Genomic DNA, 20,115 nt, shown 5'->3' with positions numbered 1-20,115 from the left:
CGATTGCCAGTATCCGCATAATCGGTGCTACCGACGGGTAACAAACCGAGGTAGCGTTGGCGGTACATCGGCCGCAGACGCCAGGAGGTTGCGCGCACCCACCGACTGCGCTGGGCGCGGGCAGCACCTCACCGCCGTACTCGATCGAGGGGGTTGCCGTGACCACGACAGAGCAGAACAGGCCGGCGGCGAGCGGGTCGGACGGAGTCGGGCCGCTGCCCAAGGAGGCCGGACAGGTCTCCGAGCGGGAGGCCCGCCAGGTTGCCGAGGCCGCCCGGGAGACCGAGTGGGGCAAGCCGAGTTTCGGCAAGGAACTCTTCCTCGGCCGGCTCCGGCTCGACCTGATCGACCCGTGGCCACAGCCCGACCCCGAGCGCGCCGCCGAGGCGCAGGAGTTCCTCGGCCGGCTCGACAGCTACGTCCGGTCCGAGGTGGACGGCGCGGCGATCGAGCGGGACGCGCGGATCCCGGACGAGGTCTTCGCCGGGCTGGCCCGGCTCGGCAGCTTCGGCATGAAGATCGACAAGAAGTACGGCGGTCTCGGCCTGAGCAACCTGCACTACTGCCGGGCGTTGGCCCTGGCCGGCTCGGCCAGCCCGGCGATCGGCGCGCTGCTCTCGGCGCACCAGTCGATCGGGGTGCCGCAGCCGCTGAAGATGTTCGGCACCGACGAGCAGAAGCAGCGCTTCCTGCCCCGGCTGGCCGCCGGCGAGGTGTCGGCATTCCTACTGACCGAGCCGGACGTCGGCTCCGACCCGGCCCGGCTGGCCACCACCGCCGAGCCCACCTCCGACGGCACCGGCTACCGGCTCAACGGCGTCAAGCTCTGGGCCACCAACGGCACCGTGGCCTCCCTGCTGGTGGTGATGGCCCGGGTGCCGAAGTCCGAGGGGCGGCGCGGCGGGATCACCGCGTTCGTCGTCGAGGCGGACTCGCCGGGGATCACAGTCGAACGGCGCAACGCCTTCCTCGGGCTGCGCGGCCTGGAGAACAGCCTGACCCGCTTCTCCGACGTCTTCGTACCCGCCGAGAACGTCATCGGCGGCGAGGGACGCGGCCTGAAGATCGCGCTGACCACCCTGAACACCGGCCGGCTCTCGCTGCCGGCGATGTGCGTCGGCGCCGGCAAGTGGTCGCTGAACGTCGCCCGGGAGTGGGCCGCCGAGCGGGTGCAGTGGGGCCGGCCGGTCGGCGGGCACGAGGCGGTGGCGACCAAACTGTCGTTCATCGCCGCCACCACCTACGGCATGGAGACCATGCTCGACCTCTGCTGCCTGCTCGCCGACGACGACCGCAACGACATCCGGATCGAAGCCGCCCTGGTCAAGCTCTACGCCAGCGAGATGGCCTGGAAGATCGCCGACGAGCTGGTGCAGATCCGGGGCGGGCGCGGCTACGAGACCGCCGATTCGCTCACCGCCCGGGGCGAGCGCCCGGCCGCCGTCGAGCAGATTCTCCGCGACCTGCGGATCAACCGGATCTTCGAGGGCTCGACCGAGATCATGCACCTGCTGATCGCCCGGGAGGCGGTCGACGCACACCTCTCGGTGGCCGGCGACATCATCGACCCCGACGCCGAGCTGGGGCAGAAGGTCCGGGCCGGGGCCAGGGCGGGTGCGTTCTACGCCAGGTGGCTGCCGACCCTCGCGGTCGGACGCGGCCAGAACCCCGGCGGGTACGCCGAGTACGGCCACCTCGCCGGGCACCTGCGGCACGTCGAGCGGTCGTCCCGCAAACTGGCCCGGTCCACCTTCCTGGGGATGTCCCGGTGGCAGGGGAAACTGGAGCACAAGCAGGGCTTCCTCGGCCGGATCGTGGACATCGGCGCCGAACTCTTCGCGATGTCGGCGGTCTGCGTGCGGGCGCACGCCGAACGGGAGACCCGGCCCGAGGGCGTGGAGTTGGCCGATCTCTTCTGCCGGCAGGCCAGGGTGCGGATCGCCGCACTCTTCCGGGCCCTCTGGGAGAACACCGATTCGGTCGACACGGCGGCGGCGAAGCGGATCCTCGCCGGCCGGTACGCCTTCCTGGAGGAGGGTGTCATCACCCCGCCCGCCGACCTGCCCTGGGTCGCCCCGTGGCAGACCGGCCCGTCGACCGCCGAGGACGTACGCCGGCACATCCCGAAGCCGGGCGGTGAAACTGAGGCCGGCGGCTCGGTACAGCCAGGAAACTGAGGCCCGGAGGCTCAGTACAGCCAGGAGTCCTTCGGGGCGGTGAGCGGAGCGAGTGTCTCCCACAGTTCGTCGGGGACGGCCCAGGTGGCGAGCCGGGCCGTCTCCGGGATCCGCTCCGGGCGGGACACCCCGACGATTGTGGAGGTGATCCGGGGGTCGCGGAGCGAGAACTGGAGTGCCGCCGCCGCGAGCGGTACGCCGTGCGCCGCGCACGCCGCCTCCATCGCCCGGATCCGCTCCAGCGTCGCGGCATCGGCCTCCCGGTAGGCGTACTTGGTGAACTGGGCCGGACCCTTGGCCAGGATCCCGCTGGCGAACGGGGCGGCGTTCACCACACCGACACCGAGCGAGACTGCCTCGTCGATCAGGTCACCGGCCGAGCGGTCCACCAGGGTCCACCGGTTGTGCGTGAGCAGTGCCGCGAAGTGCCCGGTACGCAGGTATCTCGCCATCAGCTCCACCGGGCCGCCGGCCACCCCGAGGTGTTCGATCACGCCCTCGCGCTGGAGTTCCAGCAGCGCCTCGACCGGGCCGCCCGGCGCCATGCCGGCCTCGAAACTGATGTGCTCGGGGTCGTGCAGATAGACCAGCGGCAGCCGGTCCAGGCCGAGCCGTCGCAGGCTCCCCTCGGCCGAGCGGCGCATCTGGTCGCCGGAGAAGTCGCCGGTCCGCATGTCCCGGTCCACTTTGGTGGCGAGCACGAAGCCCTCCGGCACGCCGCCGATCCGGCGCAGCGCCGCACCGATCCGCCGCTCGCTCTCCCCGTCGCTGTAGCCGGCGGCGGTGTCGAGGAAGTTGAACGGGCCGGTCAACGCGGCGAGCGCGGTCTCGGTGCCGCGTTCGGCGCTGACGTCGTACCCGAAGAGACCCGGCATGCTGCCCAGCGGGCCGCCACCGACGCAGACCGGGGTGACGCGCAGGCCGGTGCTGCCGAGCGGGCGGCGGGGAGACGCTTCCGGCGGTAGTTGTTCTTCGTGCACCACCGCACCCTACTGTGACCTGGGTAACTGCCGGTCATGGGGAGTCCGGCCGTCTCGTCTCCTGTTGTTGAGCACAAGGAACGGAGACGCCATGTCCGCTGAGCCTTACGGCGAGTCCGCTGAGCCTTACGGCAAGTCCGCTGAGCTTTACGGCGAGCTGCGACCGCGGGCGTTCGGCATCGCCTACCAGATGCTCGGCAGCGTCAGCGAGGCCGAGGACGTGGTGCAGGAGGCGTTCCTGCGGATGCACCAGACCCTGCGCCGGGGTGAGTCGATCGCCTCGCCGCAGGCGTACGTCGCCACCCTGGTCACCCGGCTCGCCATCGACCAACTGCGTTCGGCCCGGGTACGCCGCGAGCGGTACGTCGGCGAGTGGCTGCCGGAGCCGCTGTTCACCGACCCGTCCCCGGCCGAGTACGCGGAGACCGCCGACTCGATGTCGCTGGCCTTCCTGGTGCTGCTGGAGAGCCTGACGCCGCAGCAGCGGGCCGCGTTCCTGCTGCGGGAGGTCTTCGACTATCCGTATCCGGAGGTCGCCGAGATCGTCGGTACCGATGTGGACAGTGCCCGGCACCTGGTCGCGCGGGCCCGCAACCACGTCCGGGAGCGCCGGCCGCGCTACCACGCCTCACGGCGGCAGCGGGAGGAGTTGGCCGAGCGCTTCTTCGCCGCGGCCGGGCAGGGCGACCTGCCGGCGCTGGAGGAGTTGCTGGCGCAGGACGTGGCGCTGCACGGCGACGGCGGCGGCCGGGCACCGGCGGCCGGACGGCCGGTCAACGGCCGGGATCGGGTGGGCCGAGCCTTGGTCGCCGCGATGTCGGCGCTGCCGCGCCTCGGCGTGCGCGTCGAGGTCACCGAGGTCAACGGCCAGCCGGGCGGGATGGCGTTCGACTCGCAGGACCGGTTGGTCGGGGTCATCGGGCTCGACATCGCAGACGGTCGGGTCCAGACGATCCACTCGATCGTCAATCCCGACAAGCTGCGGCACTTCGGCCGGGTCGGTGATCTGGCCGCCCTGGTGCGGGCAGACCGCGCCCCCCGGCGACCGCCGAACCCCTGACGTCGAACCGCTGACGTCGAACCCCTGACACCAAACCACCACACGCCACACGCCCGGGCCACTCGACCACCGGGCACAGCCACCAGATCGGAAGGGAGCGCCGATGAACGTCGCGCTGTGGATCGTCACCGGAATACTTGCCGCCGTGCTGCTGCTCAGCACCTCCAAGATGTTCGTACCCAGGGAAAAGTTGGCCGCCAAGGGTGGGCACGCCGCCCAGTGGCTGCTGGACTTCAGCCCTGGCGCCCTGCGGGCCATCGGCGCCCTCGAACTTCTCGCCGTGGCGGGCCTGATCCTGCCCGCCGTACTCGACATCGCGCCGGTTCTGGTGCCGGTCACCGCCACCTGCGTGGCGCTGCTGTTCGCCGGGGCGACGACCATGCGGCTGCGTCGTGGTGAGCGGGCGACGATCATCCCCGACCTGGTCTATCTCGCCATGGCCGTCTTCGTGGCCTGGGGCCGGTTCGGCCCCGAGTCCTTCACCGGTTGAGCCGGCGCTGCCCGGAGAGGTTCCGGTCGGCGGCGTCAGGGGCGTCCCGGTGGGCGGTGTGTCAGCGGCGCACCGGGGCGGCCCGCAGGCCGAGCGCGCGCAGCTCCAGGGCGGCCAGGGCCTCCACCGCCTCGGCGTCACCACGCCGCCACGCCTGCGCCACATCGGGATGGATCCGGGTCAGCCGCCGGATCGGCTGGTTCGCCAGCGCACGCAACGCCAACAGGTCCCGCCCGGCCGGCGCCGACCGCAACATCCGGGCTGCACCGGCGCGCCGCATCCACCGCACCCGCAGTGGCAGCCACCCCAACAGAACAACGCTGAGCGGGAACACCAGCAGGGCCAGCGCGAGCGCCAACGCCAGCTCGCCGACCAGTTCCTGCTGGTCCCGCCCGGCGTCAGCCATCGCCCGCGCCGCCCCGGCGGCCTTCTCGAACGGCGAGGTCAGCTCGTCACCCACCACCGGCACCCGGCCGACCTTGCCGCCCGCGTCCGCCAGGTTGTCGGCCAGGCCACCGCCGGCCCCCTCCAGCTTCTGTCCGGGTACGGCGAGCTTCTGCACCAGGTCGTGCAGCCACATCGCGGCCCGGATCCACAGGTAGATCCAGGCGACGACGAGCAGATCGGTGAGGAGTTGGCGGGCGGCGGTCGGAAAGCGATCGGCATAGATCCTCATGCCGATCAGCGTGCCACGTGCCGGTGGGCCGGAGAGTGCGTCCCCGACCCACCGGCCCCCGTGCCACGTCGTCAGCCGCGCCCCGGCACGACGGTGTAGTCCACCCCGCCCAGCACGAACTTCTCACCGCCCTCGCGCACCGGTCCGACCTGCAGCACCTGGAGCACGTACGGCTTCTGCGCCTCCTGCCCCGCCGCGAAACTCAGCTTGACGACGGGACGCTCCTCCGGACTGATCAGCAGGTCCCGGATCTGTGCCCTGTTCGGGTCGACCTCCAACTGGGTCCGACCGACCACCCGGACGCCGTCACCGGCCCGGCCGGCCCGCACCCAACGCTCGAACAGCTCCGGGCCGAGGTCGACCACGACCTTCAGGTTCGGCACGGCCTGGTCCAGCGGGCGGAACACGAGATCGAAGTTCGCCGGCACCGGCAGGGCGTTGGCCAGCGCGTACGGCCGGTCGACAGCCGGTCCGCCCGGGGCGGCCGGAACGGTGTTGGCGTTCTTCCACACCAGGTTGTTGTTGTACTGCGTGTTGATGGAGGTCGTGGTCCCCTCGAAGTTCATCGGATCGGTCGCGGACTCCCAGCGCAGCAGGAGGCAGAAGTGGCCGATGGAGGGGACGTTGACCCAGGGAATGGAGGTGACCGTCTCGCCAGGTGCGACCGGCAGGCTCTTCGAGCCGATCGGGGTCCAGTGTGCCGGCCAGTTCGCGGCCCCACCCGAGGTGGTGTAGTACGCGCGCAGCGTGCCGGAGCTGATCCCCGAGCCGTACGGGCCCGGGTTCCGGAGCTTGACGAAGATGTAGCTGGTCGACCCGACGACCGGGTTCGTGTGGGAGGCACACTCGATCCCGTCGGGGCAGATCTTGACGTCCGGGCTGTTGAAGAAGGACGAGTAGATCGTCCCGTGCGGCTCGTTCCCGACATCCGACGCGGTGTCCTTCATGAACACGTCGGTACGCGTGGACACCGAGGCACCGTCCCTCGACCCGTCGTGGACACCGCCGCCCAGGGCGGCACCACTCGTCGAGACGGTCAACAGCATCGCCAACAACGCGCCGAACAACACTCCGGCGGTTCGGAACAGACGTGGACTGGCAGTGGTCATCGGGGGATTCCCTCTCCTCGGGTACTGGGACGGTGAGCAATGAGGAGCGCGCTCGTTCAGTGCCGGCAGAATGACTTTAATCCAGTGGTCGGAGGCAATGAAACAGGCGAATAATTCGATTGCCTCGCGTGCCCGCATATGCCGGGGAGGGAGTAATTCTCGAATAAGGTGGAATGCGAGTGGAAGAATTACGTGCCCATTTGTATCAACGCGGCCCGCCGATCCTCCTGTACGGCCGCAGCTTTTCCGGGCACGCCCCCGGGCGCCGGTCGAAGGTGCAGGCGCGTGCCGGCAACCGCCCTCCCGGCCCGCGGCCCGCAGTGCGGCGGCCCCCGGTGCGGCGGTGGCGGTGCGGCGGCGGCGATACGGCGGGGTGACGGCCGGTGGGTTCCGGGTGGGCCGGCCGTCCCGGGGGGGTTCAGCGGAGCGAAACCCAACTGGTCGCCACGGCGTAGTCGGCGGTCCGCGCGTGCAACTGCACCGGGCCGGACGGCGGCGGACCCAGCGAGAAGAAGCCGACGGGGTCCACGGCCACCTCCTCGTAGGGGCCGCCCGGGGTGCGGGCGACGACCCGGCCGCCACGAGCCGGTGAGAGCTGACCAACGATGCCGGTCCCGGTCACCTCGACGGCGACGACGACCGCACCCGCGTGGAACGTCAGGGCGCGGGTGGAGCCGGCGGACCGGGTCAGTCCGGCGGGCTCGGGATCGCACGCCGAGTCGAAGGTCAGCTCGGCGAGGGCCAGCTCGGCGTCGACCGTACGCCAGCCGAACGCCGCGTACCCGGCGGTCAGGAACTCCGCCGGCGGCGGTCCCGCCTCGCGCAGCGCCGCACCCAGTTCGCTCAGCAGCGCGTCGTCATCGGCCGGCGGCCACAGCCCCATCGCGGTCACCTCCGTTCCCCTCGAACTCCGAGGACGTGCCGACGAACGCGGCGAGCGCGGGGGAGTCACGCAGCTTCCGCAGGCACCGCGCCTGCGAGGGGCCGATGCTGCCGATCGGCATGCCCAACCGCTGCGCGATCTCCCGGTAACTGGTCGGGGGGTCGGCGACCAGCAGGGACAGCAACTCCCGGCAGCGCGCCGGAAGCTGGCCGAAGCCGTCCCGCAGCGCCTGCCGGCGTTCCGCCCGGAGCAGGTTCTCGTCCGGCGTCCTGAAGTCCGGTGGCAGCAGGGCGCCGATGGTCGCCTCGACGGCTTCGTCGAGCGGGTCGAACGGCTGGGTACGCCGGCCGACCCGGACCAGCCGATAGCACTCCCGCCGGGTGGTGGTGGCCAGCCAGGTGGCCAGGGCGGCGGGCTCGCGTACCCGGCCCAGGTGCTCCACCAGGCGCAGCCAGACGGTCTGGTTCACGTCCGCCGCGTCGGTCCGGTTCAGCCCGTGCGCCCGGATCACCGACAGCACCAGCGGGGCGTACCGGCGGACCAGCTCGACCCAGGCGAACTCGTCACCGTTCGCGGCGGCGCAGACCAGCCCGGCGAGCACATCGTCGCTGCTCCGGGCGTCCGGGGCGGGACCGGTCTCCGGTCGGGTGGCGGGATCCGGGTGCTCAGTCAACGAGTACGCCGTAGTCGGGGTGCCAGGCGGGACCGCCGAGCAGGACCTGCCGGGCCGCTTGGGCGTCCAGCCCGGTGGCACTCATCAGCGCGGCCAGCCGGCCCGAGACGTGCGCCGTCGCGAAGGAGGTGCCGGCCCAGGTCGCGTACCCGAGGAACTGCTTGGCGGGCTGTCCGGGCAGCAGCAGCCGGCCGTCCACGTAGGTGCTGGTCCGCTCGCCTGTCGCGCACGCGTCCACCCAGGGCCCGAAGCCGCTGTACGGGGCCGGCAGCAGCCCGGTCGCCCCCTGGCTGACCGCCGCCACCGCCAGTACGTCCGGCAGCGCGGCCGGCCAGGCGGGGCGTCTGGTACCGGTGTTGCCGGTGGCCGCGACGACGACGCTGCCCGGCTGCCGGCCGGCGAGGACGTTCACCAGTGGCAGCGGCGGCAGGTCGTCCTGGGTGAAGCACCCCAGCGACAGGTTGACGATCGACACCTGTTGGTCGAGCGCGGCCAGCGCCGCCGCCAGCATCGCCTCGTCACCGATGCCGATCGGGTTCAGCGCCGGCTCGGGATCGAACCGCACCCCTGGCGCGGCCTGCCGGACCACCCCGGCGACGAAGGTGCCGTGCCCGCCCTGCGGGCCGAGCACGTCGCTGTGCAGGTAGAGCGGGTCCTCGTCGTCAACCTGCGGCAGGTAGCCGCCGCCGAGCCACTCCGGATGCCGGGCGCCGGCCAGCCGCCAGACCCCGGTGTCGCAGATCCCCACAGTCACCCCGGCACCGTCCTCCGCGTGTGCCGGATCCGGCCCGGGCAGCGCGGCGGCGACCTGCGGTGCCCCGCCCGGGTTGCCCATGATGTTGCCGTAGCCGAGCAGCACGTGGTGCGGCTGCACCCGGGGGACCGGCTGGTTGGGCCACTGCCGGGGATCGCGCAGCTTCGTCACGACGGAGGGCACGTCGGCCTCCCGGTCGAAGCGCAGCCGGGTGACTCCGGCGAACTCACCGCCCCGGGTGACCGGATGCCCGATCTTGCGCAGCATCGCCACCACCCGCTCGGCGTCCGGGTTGGCGACCAGCAACTGCCGGGGGCGGTAGAGGAACTCCCGACCGGGCTCGCCGTGGAACAGCACGTCGGGATCGGCCGCCAGCAGTTGCTGAAATGCCCGCTGGTACGCCTCGTCGTCGCTGCCCGCCCAGGCGGGTCCAGGTCGCACCACGGCGCCCGACGGGGTGGCCGCGACCAGCGCGGTCAACGCCATGAGTTGGCGGCGGGACAATCGACCGATCTGGCGCGGCGCGACGGGACGGTCAGGCGACACCGGTCCTCCCAAATGGACGAAAGAGGTGTGGTCGGCGAGCGCTGGGGCGGGCCAACTCCCTGAACATTCCCCGGTGCCGTCAATTCTTCCAGTGATAGGCGATTGTCAATAATCGTCGATCCCGCAGGTGTCAGGGAATCACCTCTTTTCGGGTAACCGTACAGATTGACCGAAGGTCATCGATCGGGAAGTCTGTCGGCATGGGTGACAGCGCCGGTTCCGTCGCTCCCACGGCCCGGGCCGCGCTCGACGCCGTACAGCGCTATCCCCGGGAAGCGATCACGCTCGGGCGGCGGGTGCTGGCGACCGCACGGTCCGACGCCGACGAGCGCTCCACCGCGGAGCGGGCCATCGGGCTGGCGCTGCGGGAACTCAACGACCTGCCGGCGGCCCTGCGACACCTGCGCCGCGCGCTGCGCGCCGCCGGTACACCCCGGGTGGCGGCGCTGGCCAGGATGAGTCTCGGCTTCGTGCTCGCCAACGCCGGCCGTACCTCCGCCGCACTGGCCGAGGTCACCTCGGCACTGCCGGAGCTGACCGGCGCCGACGCCGGGCGGGCCCGGATGCAGCGGGGCGTGGTGCTGCACTTCCGGGGCCAGTTCGAGGAGGCGGTCCGGGAGTACGGGATCGCGGTCGAGATCGCCCAACGCGAGGGCGACCTGCTGCTGGAGGCGCGTGCCCGGAACAACCGGGGACTGCTCAACGCGCACCGGGGCGCCATCCTCGGCGCCGACGACGACCTCGGCACCGCCGCCGCCATCTTCGCGCGACTCGGACTGGACCTGGCCGCCGCCGACGCCAGGTGGAACCTCGGCATCGCCGCGGGGCACGGCGGCGACATCCCCGGGGCGCTGCGCCGATTCGCCGCAGTCGAGGAGGAGTACGCCCAGCTCAGGGTGCCCCGGCCGGCGCTGCTGCTGGACCGGTTCGAGCTGCTACTCTCGGTACCCCTGGTGGAGGAGGCGGTCGAGGTGGCCAGCCTCGCCGTACGCGAGCTGGGGCGGCGCGGGATGGCCTCGGATCTCGCCGAGGCACTGCTCGCCCGGGCCCGTGCCGCACTGCTCGCCGGTGACCTGGAGACGGCCACCAGCGCCGCGGCCGCATCCCGAGTCCGGTTTCGCAGGCAGGGGCGCCGCACCTGGGCCGCCTTCGCCCGGCACGTGGAGTTGCGTGCGGAACTGCGCCGGGGCACCCGCTCGACGGCACTGCTCGCCGCGATGGTGCGTACCGCCGACCAGCTCGACGCCACCGGATGGCCCGGACCGGCGCTCACCACCCGGATCGAGGCCGCCCGGCTGGCCGCCGCACTGGGGCGTACCGGCCGGGCGGCCGGGCTGCTGGCGGTCGCCGCACTGGCGCGCCGCCGGGGTACGGCGTCCCGGCGGGCCCAGGGCTGGTACGCGCTGGCACTGTCCCGGCGGCTCGGCGGCGACCACCGGGGCGGCGCCCGCGCGTTGCAGCGCGGACTGGCGGTGCTCGACGGCCACCGGGCCGCGCTCGGCGCCACCGAGCTGCGGGCACACAGTGGCGCACACGGTCAGGAGCTGGCGGCCGAGGGAGTCGACCTGGCGATCACCTCCGGTACCCCGGGTCAGGTGCTGGCCTGGACGGAACGCTGGCGAGCCAGTGCGCTGCGGATGCGGGCGGTGCTCCCGCCACAGGACGTCGGGCTGGCCGCCGCCCTCGCCGAGCTGCGGATGGTCAGCGGCGCGCTGGAGGAGGCGCTGCTCGCCGGCAGACCGGTGACCGCTCTGCGCCGCCGCCAGGCCCGGCTCGAACGGCAGATCCGGGAGCTGGCCCGAGGGGTCGACGGCGACGGCGGGCTGCTGGCACCGCCGGGCGTACGTGCCCTCGGCGAGCGGCTCGACGGGGCCGTACTCGTGGAACTGGTGGCCCACCGGGAGCGGCTCCGGGCGGTACTGCTCCGGGACTGCCGGGCGACCCTGCACGACCTCGGCCCCCTCGACGAGGCACTGCACGCCGCCCGGCTGCACCGGTTCGGCCTGCGCCGGCTGGTCGTCACCGGAGACACTCCCGACGTGCGGGCCGGGGTCGAGCATGCCGCGTCGACCCTGGACCGGCAGCTTTTCGGGCCGCTGCGGACACATCTGGCCGACCGGCCGCTGGTGCTGGTACCGATCGGTGCGTTGCACGCCGTTGCCTGGGCGGGGCTGCCGACCTGCGCGGGACGCCCGGTGACGGTGGCTCCGTCGGCGACGGCGTGGCTTGCCGCCGCCCGGCGTACCGTGCCGGACGGGCCGCCGCTGCTCGCCGCCGGCCCGCGCCTGCCCGCCGCCGAGACCGAGGTACGCCTGCTGAGCCGGGTACTGCCCGGGGCGCGGCTGCTGGCCGGTGCGGAGGCGACCGCCGAGGCGGTGACCACGGGGCTGGACGGAGCCCGGCTGGCACACATCGCGGCGCACGGTACCTTCCGGGCCGACAACCCGCTCTTCTCCACCCTGGACCTCGCCGACGGCCCGCTGACCGCGTACGAGTTGGAGCGGCTGCCCCGACCGCCCGGCTGTGTGGTGCTCTCCGCCTGCGACTCGGGGCTGTCCGGGGTACGCCCCGGCGACGAGGTGATGGGATTCACCTCGGTGCTGCTGGCCCTCGGCGCCAGCAGTCTGATCGCCACCGTGCTGCCGGTACCGGCCGATCTGACCAGCACGCTGATGCTGGACCTGCACCGCCGGATGGGTGCCGGCGTCCGGCCGGCGTCGGCGCTCGCCGCCGCGCAGCGGGAGTTCGCCGCAGCCGGCGACGGCTGCGCGCAGGCCACGGCGGCGGCCTTCGTCTGCTTCGGGGCGGGCTGACCCCGACCCGGCCCGTCACCACCTGCTGCCAGCCAGCCGCAACGCCCGGCCCGCGCCCGGCTCAGCTCACCTGCTGCCAGCCAGCCTCAGCGCAGCTGTTGCCAGCCAGCCTCAGCGCAGCTGTTGCCAGCCAACCTGCCTCAGCTCACCTGCCGGTGCAGTTCGGGCAGGTGCCGAAGATCTCCAGGGTGTGGCTGACGTCGGAGAAGCCGTGCTTGTTGGCGACCCGGTCGGCCCAGCTCTCCACGGCCGGCCCCTCCACCTCGACCGTACGCCCGCAGGCCCGGCAGACCAGGTGGTGGTGGTGTCCCTCGCTGCACCGCCGGTAGAGGTGCTCGCCGCCCGGTGGGCGCATCACGTCGATCTCGCCCGCGTCGGCGAGCCCCTGCAACGTGCGGTAGACGGTGGTCAGGCCGACCCGTTCGCCACGACTGCGCAGCATCGCGTGCAGGTCCTGGGCGCTGTGGAAGCCTTCGACCTCACCGAGCAGTGCACTGACCGCGCTGCGCTGTCGGGTGTTCCGTACCGCCGCGCCGCTCTCCGCTGCCGCCATCTCGCCCTCCTCGCGTCGTGTCAGGTGCCTGCCGGACGTCCCCCGTCAGGTGGCTTCCCCCGAGTGGCTCACCGCGTCCGCCACGATATGCGCGATGTGCTCGTCGACCAAGGTATAGGCGATTTCCCGACCGCGTCGCGAGCCACGTACCACCCCGGCACCGCGCAGTACCCGCAGGTGCTGGGAGACCAGCGGCTGCGGGGCACCGAGTGTCTCCACCAGTTCGTGTACGCACCGCTCGCCGTGCGCGAGTTCGCTGACGATGGCGAGCCGGATCGGTGCGGCGAGTGCTCGTAGCAGCTCACCGGCGCCCGCGTATGCCTCGTAGGCGTTCGTGCCCGTCACCCCGTAACGGTAACCGTTGTTAACGGCGTACCGCCGTTCGGTGCGCGGTTCCAAGGTCAACCGGTGTCGGCCCGGTCGACGGGGTCGGCTCCGGTGTGCCCGGCCGGGCGGCGTCGAGCACGACGTCACAGGGTTCGACGTGCGGGTCCGGCCCGGGCACGGCGCGGCGCCGGGCCAGCGCCCGGCGGATGGCCACGACCACCGAGGCCACCAGGAAGAGCCCGATCGCCAGGACCACGATGGTGGCCCCGAGCGCGGTGTTGGCGGTGCCGGCCAGCCACACCCCGGAGCCGGAGGCGAGCAGCCCCAGCCCCATCGCGGCGAGCATGGTGCCGAGGAAACCCCGGGTGAGCAGCTGCGCGGTGGCCACCGGCACCACCATCAGGGCGCTGATCAGCAACAGTCCGACCGCCCGCATCGCGATGGTCACGGTCACCGCCGTGGTCACCGCGAGCAGCAGGTTCAGCGCCCGGACCGGCAGCCCGGAGACCCGGGCGTACTCCTCGTCGTGGCAGATCGCGAAGAGCGCCGGGCGCAACGCGACCATGGTCACCAGGACCACCGCCGCGAGGGCCACGATCATCACCAGATCCTCCGGCGACGTCGTGGTCAGCGAGCCGAAGAGGTACGCCATCAGGTTGGCGTTGCTCCGGCTGCCGGAGAGCCCGACCAGCATCACGCCACCGGCGATACCGCCATAGAAGAGCATCGCCAGGGCGACGTCACCGGAGGTGCGACCGCGTTCCCGGATCAGCTCGATGGCGACCGCGGCGACCGCCGCGACGATGACCGCCGTCAGCACGGGGGAGCGGTCGAGCAGCAGCCCGACCCCGACCCCGGTCAACGCGACGTGCCCTATTCCGTCGCCGATCAGCGACATCCGGCGCTGCACCAGATAGATGCCGAGTGCCGGGGCGGTCAGCCCGATCACCAGCGCCCCGACCAGAGCTCTGATCATGAAGTCGTACTGAAAAAGACTCATGCCGGCCCTCCGCACTTGCTGATTCGCTCGCTCACGGCCGGCTGCCCCACATCCCTGTCGACTCCTCCGGCCCGTGCGGGTGGACGTGCTCGTGTCCGGGCGCCGCGTGGTGCCCGGCCGGCTCCGGCACCGGGCCGTCGTGCGCGATCGTCCCCTCGTGTACGACAACCGCCCGGCTGACCACCCCGGCCAGTGGCCCGAGTTCGTGCGCGACGAGCAGCACCGTCCCGCCACCGGCGACGAACCCGTGCAGCGCCTCGGCGAAGGCGTCCTGGCTGGCCGAGTCGACTCCGGCGGTCGGCTCGTCGAGGACCAGCAGCTCCGGCCGGCCGGCCAGCGCCCGGGCGATCAACGTGCGCTGCTGCTGCCCGCCGGAGAGGGTGGTCACCGGGTCACCGGCCCGGTCGGCGAGCCCGACCGCCGCCAGCGCCTCGGTCACCGCCGCCCGGTCGGCCCGCCCCGGCGGCCGGAACACGCCCCGCCGGGCCAGCCGTCCGGAGGCGACCACCTCGGCCACGGTGGCCGGTACGCCGCTGCCGGCGCCCATCCGCTGCGGCACGTACCCGATCCGGGCCCACTGCCGGAACCGGCGTTGCGGGGTGCCGAACAGGCTGACCGTGCCGGCGGCCAGTGGCACCAGGCCGAGGATCGTCCGGATCAGGGTGGACTTGCCGGAGCCGTTGGCGCCGAGCACGGCGACCACCTCACCGGGGTCCACCCGCAGCGAGACGCCCCGCAGCACGGCGCGGTGGTCGTAGGCGACCACGGCGTGCGTCACGGTGACGACGGGTCCGGTCATGAGCAGCCCAGTCCGGTCTTCAGGGCCACGAGGTTGTCGCGCATCACCGAAAAATAGTCCCCGGTACTGCCGGGTTGCAGGCCCTCGATCGGATCCAGTACGGCCGTCCTCGCCCCGACCTCCCGGGCGATCGTCTCGGCGACCTTCGGGCTGACCAGGGTCTCGAAGAAGATCGTGCTGGCCTGGTGCTTCCGGGCCTCGGCAGCCACCTCGATCAGCCGCTGCGGGGCCGGATCGTCCTCCGGGGTCAGCCCGGAGATGCCGATCTGCTCCAGCCGGTAGCGCTCCGCCAGGTACCCGAACGCGGTGTGGCTGGTCACCAGTTCACGCCGCTGGCAGTTCTCCAGGCCCTTGGCGTACTCGGAATCGAGGGTCTCCAGCTCGGTGCGGAACGCCTTCGCCCGGGCGGTGTAGTCGGCGGCCCGGTCCGGGTCGACCGCGCCCAGCCGCTCGGCCAGCCGGTCGGCGATCCCGGCGAGCCGGGTCGGGTCCAGCCAGACGTGCGGGTCCCTGCCGGCCGCTCCCGCCGCGTGCTCCTCGGCGTCCTCGTGCCCGTCCCCGCCCTCGTGTCCGTCTCCGCCCTCGTGCTCGTGCCCGCCGGCGGTGGAGGCCAGCAGTGGCTGCACGGTGGCCACGTCGAAGGCCCGGTCGTCGGCCTGCTGCTGCACCGCCTCGTCCACGTTCGGCTGGAAGCCGGCGAGGTAGACGACCAACTCCGCGTCGCTGACCTGGCCGACCTGGCCCGGGTTGAGTTCCAGGTCGTGCGGCTCGGCGCCGGGCTTGGCGAGGTTCGTCACCCGGACGGCGTCCCCGCCGACCCGCTCGGTGACGAACTGGAGGGGATAGAACGCGGCGACGACGTCGACCCGGTCGGGGTCGGTGCCGCTGCCGTCGTTGCCGCAGGCGGCGGCGCCGGCCAGCGCGAGCAGGCCGGCGGCGGCCAGGGCCACGGTACGGAGGGTGGAGCGGATTACCATGCCCTCAACTCTCCGCGACAATGAGAATGATTGTCAAAAACGCATGCTTGCATGTAACCGGATCATGGGCTCGGCGGCGGTCGGGGCAGCGTCAGCTGGCGGGCGGCATCAGCGCAGGTCTGGTGCCTGACGGCCATCAGAGGATCTTCATCAGCGCGGCACCGACCAGCAGGGTCAGGATCACCAGCCGGAGGATCCGGGTCGCCGGGCGCTGCACCGGCCAGGTGGTCACCAGCAGCGCCGCCAGCCCGGCCGCCAGCGCCAGCAGCAGTGCCCCGCCGACGATCCCCGGCGCGAAGAGGGCGACCAGCACCAGCGCCAGGACGGCCAGGAACGCGCTCGTGGGGTTGACCCGGGCCAGGCGGGTCAGCAGAACGCTCTGCGTACGCTGCATTCCACAGACTCTACGAGATCTCGGTGCCCCGGCCGGTGAGCTGTCGCCAGCGACACCCCAGCTCGCCGGGCCGGGCACCCGGCAGGAGGCGTACGTGCTGGTGACCAACCGCTTCGTGGTGGCCGAGGAGACCGCCGGAACCTTCACGGAACGGGCCCACGCCGCGCTGGCCGCCCTCGCCGCCCGGCCGGGATACCGCCGGGGCGAACTGCTGCGGGCCCTCGACGACCCCCGGCACTGGTGCCTGGTCACCGAGTGGGAGTCCGTCGGCACCTATCGGCGGGCCCTGGGCGCCTTCGACGTCAAGGTCAACGCCACTCCGTTGCTCGCCGAGTCGCTCGACGAGCCGTCCGCGTACGAGACGCTGGCCAGTGCCGAACCGGACGGTCGGGTCGAAGTCGCCCCGAGCGACCGGGCCGCCGACTCTGGCCGCTGACTCCGGGGGGTGGGGCGCCGGGCACTACCCTTGCCCCATGACCGTTCCCGGACCGCCCGGCGGGCCGTCGTCCCCATCCGAGCCCGTCCGGGCCGACGACCCAGCCGCATCCGGTGGCAACCCGCCGCCGCCCGGCCCGCCACCGCCGCTCGCCGGGAACGGCCCGCCACCCGCCGGGTACGTGCCACCACCCGGGTACGGCGCGCCGCCCGCCGGGTACCAGCAGATGCCGCCTGCCGGGTACGGGCAGGTGCCGCCTGCCGGGTACGGGCAGATGCCGCCGACCGGGTACGGGCAGGTGCAGTCGCCGGCCCCGCCGAGCGTGCCGGCCCCGCCGCCCGGCCCCGGCGCCGAGCCGCTGTTCGCCGCGCCGCCCAGCGAGGGACGCGGTGCCCGGCTGTGGCTCGGGCTCGGGGTGGCCGCCCTCGCCGTCGTGCTCTTCTGCGGCGGTGGCGGAGCGGCCCTGGTCGGCCTGCTGATCTCCGGCTCGCAGGCGTTGAACGAGCAGGCCAGGACGGTGGTGACGAACTACTTCGACGCGATCGACGACGGGGAGTTCCGCAAGGCGTACGACCTGCTCTGCGACTCGGCCCGGCAGCGGGAGTCGCCGGCCGAGTTCGAGCGCCGGGTCAGCGCCGAGCCGGAGATCGACTCGTTCCGGATCGGCGACGTGTCACTGACCAGCGAGCTGAGCGTGCCGGTGGACGTCACCTATGCCGGCGGGGGGCAGGACAACCTCCAGGCCCTGCTGGACCAGGACCAGACCACCGGCGGGTTGCGGGTCTGCGATATCAGATGACCTGACGGCCTGACCAGGTGACGTGACGTTTGACCAGGTGACGTGACATCGCAACCGTGCCGGCCCGCCGGGCGGCGGCGGTACGGCCGCCGAGGTGGAGTAATCTGCTGGGCTCGGGGCGTAGGCGACCGTACCGTTGTGCGGAGTACCGCCCGATCCAGGTCCGCGTACCGTCCCTGTCCGCCCGTTTTCCGACCGTCTTCCTTCGAAGAAGTCCCCGCCGGCCGCCAGCCGGTGTAGGAGGTAGCCATGCCAGCCGACCGTATCGACGCCGTCGTCAGTCTCGCGAAGCGCCGAGGCTTCGTCTTCCCGTCCAGCGAGATCTACGGGGGTACCCGGTCGGCCTGGGACTACGGCCCGCTCGGCGTGGAGTTGAAGGAGAACGTCCGGCGCCAGTGGTGGCGGACCATGGTGCAGCAGCGGGACGACATCGTCGGCCTCGACTCGGCGGTGATCCTCGCCCGGGACGTCTGGGCCGCCTCCGGCCACCTGGACGCCTTCGTCGACCCGCTGACCGAGTGCCAGTCCTGTCACAAGCGTTTCCGGGCCGACCACCTCGAAGAGGCGTACGCGGAGAAGCACGGCCAGCCGCCGGCCTCGCTCGCCGAGCTGAACTGCCCGAACTGCGGCAACAAGGGCACCTTCACCGAGCCGCGGATGTTCAACGGCCTGATGAAGACCTACCTCGGCCCGGTGGAGAGCGAGGAGGGCCTGCACTACCTCCGGCCGGAGACCGCGCAGGGCATCTTCGTCAACTACAACAACGTGGCCGCGTCGGCCCGCAAGAAGCCGCCGTTCGGCATCGCCCAGGTCGGCAAGTCGTTCCGCAACGAGATCACCCCGGGCAACTTCATCTTCCGGACCCGGGAGTTCGAGCAGATGGAGATGGAGTTCTTCGTCGAGCCGGGCACCGACGAGGAATGGCACGAGTACTGGCTGCGCGAGCGCTGGAACTGGTACATCGATCTCGGCCTCTCCGAGGAGAATCTGCGGTTCTTCGAGCACCCGCAGGAGAAGTTGTCGCACTACTCGAAGCGGACCGTGGACATCGAGTACCGCTTCCGGTTCGGCGGCACCGAGTTCTCCGAGCTGGAGGGCATCGCCAACCGCACCGACTTCGACCTCTCCACGCACAGCAAGCACTCCGGCGTCGACCTGTCCTACTTCGACCAGGAGAAGCAGCAGCGCTGGGTGCCGTACGTGATCGAGCCGGCCGCCGGGTTGACCCGGGCGGTGCTCGCCTTCCTGCTCGAGGCGTACGACGAGGACGAGGCGCCGAACACCAAGGGCGGGGTCGACAAGCGCACCGTGCTCCGCTTCGACCCCCGGCTCTCCCCGGTGAAGGTGGCCGTGCTGCCGCTCTCCCGTAACCCGTCGCTCTCGCCGAAGGCGAAGGACCTGGCCGCCGCGCTGCGCAGGCGCTGGGTGGTCGAGTTCGACGACTCGCAGGCGATCGGCCGCCGCTACCGCCGGCAGGACGAGATCGGTACCCCGTTCTGCGTCACAGTCGACTTCGACACCCTGGACGACAACGCCGTCACGGTACGCAACCGGGACAGCATGACCCAGGAGCGAGTCGGCCTGGACCGCGTCGAGAACTACCTACTAGAACGCCTCCCCGGCTGCTGAGGTGTAAGGAAGGGCCCCCGCTTATCGGATTTTGCGGTAGAGGGGCCCCCGCCTAACACCCCGAGCTGTGCGTCAACACCCCGCACCGTGCGCCGAACCCTCGGCGGGACCGGTACGCGTCCTCGACGATCTGGCGGACCCGCCGGGGCTCCCGGCGGATCTGGGCCGGCGGAAAGTGCAGGATCAGCACGCCATGCCGACTCAGTTCGTTGTGTCGATCCATGCTCCGGTGCCAGTCAGTCGCCGCGAAGTGGAACTCCTGCGAGTCGACCTCGAGCGCGATCGCGGCGTCCGGCAGGTAGCCGTCCGGGGTGGGCAGGCGCGACCCGTCCGGGCCGAGTAGCCGGGGATTCCACATGATCTCCGGCAGCAACCGGCTGCTGGACAGGCAAGCCCGCAGTTCCGCCTCCGGCGCAGACCGGACACCCCGGACGATCTCCTGGAACGCCCGCCGTACCAGCGCGGTACGGCTGCGGCCGGCCCGGACCACCTCTTCGTCCAGCGCCCTCAGATCGGTGAAGTTCCGTTGGATGGCCTCCGCCACGATCGCCCGTACCATCCGGAGGTCACGCAGGTCACGGGAGGTGTCGACCACCGCGCGGGCCGGCGAGCAGACCTGGTAGAGACCGCCGTCCCGGGCACGGTCGTCGAGAGAGAGGGTCCGGCAGACCAGTACGTGGCCCGCCGAGGCGCGACGGGTGTTGTGCGGCACGATCAGGTGCATCTTCGACGTTTTCGGGGCGTAGCGGAAACCGTACCAGTGCAGCGCCTCCGCCCCGGTCAGCTGTCCGCCCCGGCCGACGTAGAGCGCCGCGGCGATGCGTCGCTGTTCGTCGGTGAGGGTGCCCGTGACCAGGGCGTACGTCGCCGGCAACACCCGTTGCCAGCGACCGCGCCGGGTCTGCCGGTACATGTGCATGTCGTCGATCCCGGCGGCGAGCAACTGGGATCGTGTCACGATCTGCTGCTGGCTCTCCGCGAGACTGTCGATACTCGGTTGTTGCTCACCGGAGGGCTTGGCGATGGTCATCGGTGCAGGC

19 protein-coding genes and 1 pseudogene are annotated in these 20,115 nt (G+C 72.1%); 7 read left to right on the top strand and 13 right to left on the bottom strand.

The genetic code is table 11. The features are described from left to right. Window positions 1-158: 158 nt before the first annotated feature. Entirely contained in the window at window positions 159-2,177 is a 2,019-nt protein-coding gene (locus CLT71_RS14190; protein WP_101367520.1) for an acyl-CoA dehydrogenase family protein, read from the top strand. Window positions 2,178-2,188: 11 nt separating this feature from the next. Here the strand turns inward: CLT71_RS14190 and CLT71_RS14185 are convergent, their stop codons facing one another. After that, window positions 2,189-3,157 carry an aldo/keto reductase gene (locus CLT71_RS14185; protein WP_486483262.1) on the bottom strand — a complete coding sequence of 323 codons (969 nt, stop codon included), beginning with the start codon at window positions 3,155-3,157 and terminating at the stop codon, window positions 2,189-2,191. Between the two features lie 91 nt (window positions 3,158-3,248). Between CLT71_RS14185 and CLT71_RS14180 the strand changes: the two genes are divergently transcribed. Both CLT71_RS14180 and CLT71_RS14175 read left to right on the top strand, forming a co-directional pair. Then, window positions 3,249-4,217, top strand: coding sequence for an RNA polymerase sigma-70 factor (locus CLT71_RS14180; RefSeq protein ID WP_101367519.1), 969 nt, complete (start codon window positions 3,249-3,251; stop codon window positions 4,215-4,217). Between the two features lie 103 nt (window positions 4,218-4,320). After that, window positions 4,321-4,707, top strand: a complete 387-nt coding sequence (locus tag CLT71_RS14175) for a DoxX family protein (protein ID WP_101367518.1) — start codon at window positions 4,321-4,323, stop codon at window positions 4,705-4,707. Window positions 4,708-4,768: 61 nt separating this feature from the next. Here CLT71_RS14175 and CLT71_RS14170 read toward each other — a convergent pair whose 3' ends face one another. The 5 genes from CLT71_RS14170 to CLT71_RS14150 form a co-directional block, all read right to left on the bottom strand. Continuing rightward, on the bottom strand, window positions 4,769-5,383 hold the full coding sequence (locus tag CLT71_RS14170; RefSeq protein ID WP_101367517.1) for a hypothetical protein: 615 nt from the start codon (window positions 5,381-5,383) through the stop codon (window positions 4,769-4,771). A 71-nt stretch (window positions 5,384-5,454) separates the two neighbouring features. Continuing rightward, a complete protein-coding gene (locus tag CLT71_RS14165) occupies window positions 5,455-6,492 on the bottom strand; it encodes a hypothetical protein (protein WP_143743476.1) in 1,038 nt (345 codons plus the stop codon). 418 nt (window positions 6,493-6,910) lie between these two features. Beyond that, the gene (locus CLT71_RS14160; RefSeq protein ID WP_101371438.1) at window positions 6,911-7,375 is read right to left on the bottom strand and encodes a hypothetical protein; all 465 of its coding nucleotides are present in this window, start codon (window positions 7,373-7,375) and stop codon (window positions 6,911-6,913) included. Then, complete coding sequence (locus tag CLT71_RS14155; RefSeq protein ID WP_486483261.1) at window positions 7,350-8,048, bottom strand: RNA polymerase sigma factor; 699 nt, start codon at window positions 8,046-8,048, stop codon at window positions 7,350-7,352. The genes CLT71_RS14160 and CLT71_RS14155 overlap by 26 nt, the downstream gene beginning before the upstream one ends. Then, window positions 8,041-9,348, bottom strand: a complete 1,308-nt coding sequence (locus CLT71_RS14150) for a S8 family peptidase (RefSeq protein WP_486483260.1) — start codon at window positions 9,346-9,348, stop codon at window positions 8,041-8,043. Before CLT71_RS14150 ends, CLT71_RS14155 begins: the two co-directional genes overlap by 8 nt. A gap of 200 nt (window positions 9,349-9,548) precedes the next feature. On the opposite strand from CLT71_RS14150, the gene CLT71_RS14145 reads away from it, so the two are divergent. Next, window positions 9,549-12,161: a CHAT domain-containing tetratricopeptide repeat protein gene (locus tag CLT71_RS14145; protein ID WP_101367514.1), complete on the top strand. Its 2,613-nt coding sequence runs from the start codon at window positions 9,549-9,551 to the stop codon at window positions 12,159-12,161. Between the two features lie 145 nt (window positions 12,162-12,306). Here CLT71_RS14145 and CLT71_RS14140 read toward each other — a convergent pair whose 3' ends face one another. From CLT71_RS14140 to CLT71_RS14115, 6 genes and pseudogenes are all read right to left on the bottom strand, one after another. Continuing rightward, complete coding sequence (locus tag CLT71_RS14140) at window positions 12,307-12,714, bottom strand: Fur family transcriptional regulator (protein WP_101367513.1); 408 nt, start codon at window positions 12,712-12,714, stop codon at window positions 12,307-12,309. Window positions 12,715-12,759: 45 nt separating this feature from the next. Further along, window positions 12,760-13,059, bottom strand: coding sequence for an ArsR/SmtB family transcription factor (locus CLT71_RS14135; protein WP_101367512.1), 300 nt, complete (start codon window positions 13,057-13,059; stop codon window positions 12,760-12,762). A gap of 115 nt (window positions 13,060-13,174) precedes the next feature. After that, window positions 13,175-14,041, bottom strand: a pseudogene (locus tag CLT71_RS14130) (metal ABC transporter permease); the annotation flags it as partial. Between the two features lie 31 nt (window positions 14,042-14,072). After that, a complete protein-coding gene (locus CLT71_RS14125; RefSeq protein WP_101367510.1) occupies window positions 14,073-14,840 on the bottom strand; it encodes a metal ABC transporter ATP-binding protein in 768 nt (255 codons plus the stop codon). Further along, window positions 14,837-15,817 (bottom strand): metal ABC transporter substrate-binding protein, encoded by a 981-nt coding sequence (locus tag CLT71_RS14120; RefSeq protein WP_101367509.1) that lies wholly within the window; start codon window positions 15,815-15,817, stop codon window positions 14,837-14,839. The genes CLT71_RS14125 and CLT71_RS14120 overlap by 4 nt, the downstream gene beginning before the upstream one ends. Before the next feature lie 136 nt (window positions 15,818-15,953). Then, complete coding sequence (locus tag CLT71_RS14115) at window positions 15,954-16,289, bottom strand: DUF6703 family protein (protein ID WP_486483679.1); 336 nt, start codon at window positions 16,287-16,289, stop codon at window positions 15,954-15,956. A 16-nt stretch (window positions 16,290-16,305) separates the two neighbouring features. Here CLT71_RS14115 and CLT71_RS14110 point away from each other — a divergent pair, with 16 nt between their 5' ends. The 3 genes from CLT71_RS14110 to CLT71_RS14100 all read left to right on the top strand — a co-directional run bounded on the left by CLT71_RS14110 (window position 16,306) and on the right by CLT71_RS14100 (window position 19,075). Further along, window positions 16,306-16,647, top strand: coding sequence for an antibiotic biosynthesis monooxygenase (locus tag CLT71_RS14110; protein WP_101367507.1), 342 nt, complete (start codon window positions 16,306-16,308; stop codon window positions 16,645-16,647). A gap of 322 nt (window positions 16,648-16,969) precedes the next feature. Then, window positions 16,970-17,446: a hypothetical protein gene (locus CLT71_RS14105; protein WP_101371436.1), complete on the top strand. Its 477-nt coding sequence runs from the start codon at window positions 16,970-16,972 to the stop codon at window positions 17,444-17,446. Between the two features lie 249 nt (window positions 17,447-17,695). Then, window positions 17,696-19,075: a glycine--tRNA ligase gene (locus CLT71_RS14100; RefSeq protein WP_101367506.1), complete on the top strand. Its 1,380-nt coding sequence runs from the start codon at window positions 17,696-17,698 to the stop codon at window positions 19,073-19,075. Between the two features lie 52 nt (window positions 19,076-19,127). Here the strand turns inward: CLT71_RS14100 and CLT71_RS14095 are convergent, their stop codons facing one another. Beyond that, window positions 19,128-20,105, bottom strand: a complete 978-nt coding sequence (locus CLT71_RS14095; RefSeq protein WP_101367505.1) for a type IV toxin-antitoxin system AbiEi family antitoxin domain-containing protein — start codon at window positions 20,103-20,105, stop codon at window positions 19,128-19,130. Window positions 20,106-20,115: the final 10 nt, after the last annotated feature.

The organism is Plantactinospora sp. CNZ320 (genome assembly GCF_002846275.1).
Note: the sequence above shows the minus strand (reverse complement) of the source record. Positions and strands in the feature narration are given on the sequence as shown.

Bases quoted from the DNA above. Each gene is read 5' to 3' on its own strand.
- CLT71_RS14160 (WP_101371438.1), bottom strand. From the start codon at position 7,375: ATGGGGCTGTGGCCGCCGGCCGATGACGACGCGCTGCTGAGCGAACTG.
- CLT71_RS14175 (WP_101367518.1), top strand. From the start codon at position 4,321: ATGAACGTCGCGCTGTGGATCGTCACCGGAATACTTGCCGCCGTGCTG.
- CLT71_RS14125 (WP_101367510.1), bottom strand. From the start codon at position 14,840: ATGACCGGACCCGTCGTCACCGTGACGCACGCCGTGGTCGCCTACGAC.
- CLT71_RS14165 (WP_143743476.1), bottom strand. From the start codon at position 6,492: ATGACCACTGCCAGTCCACGTCTGTTCCGAACCGCCGGAGTGTTGTTC.
- CLT71_RS14145 (WP_101367514.1), top strand. From the start codon at position 9,549: ATGGGTGACAGCGCCGGTTCCGTCGCTCCCACGGCCCGGGCCGCGCTC.
- CLT71_RS14095 (WP_101367505.1), bottom strand. From the start codon at position 20,105: ATGACCATCGCCAAGCCCTCCGGTGAGCAACAACCGAGTATCGACAGT.
- CLT71_RS14170 (WP_101367517.1), bottom strand. From the start codon at position 5,383: ATGAGGATCTATGCCGATCGCTTTCCGACCGCCGCCCGCCAACTCCTC.
- CLT71_RS14120 (WP_101367509.1), bottom strand. From the start codon at position 15,817: ATGGTAATCCGCTCCACCCTCCGTACCGTGGCCCTGGCCGCCGCCGGC.
- CLT71_RS14100 (WP_101367506.1), top strand. From the start codon at position 17,696: ATGCCAGCCGACCGTATCGACGCCGTCGTCAGTCTCGCGAAGCGCCGA.
- CLT71_RS14140 (WP_101367513.1), bottom strand. From the start codon at position 12,714: ATGGCGGCAGCGGAGAGCGGCGCGGCGGTACGGAACACCCGACAGCGC.
- CLT71_RS14180 (WP_101367519.1), top strand. From the start codon at position 3,249: ATGTCCGCTGAGCCTTACGGCGAGTCCGCTGAGCCTTACGGCAAGTCC.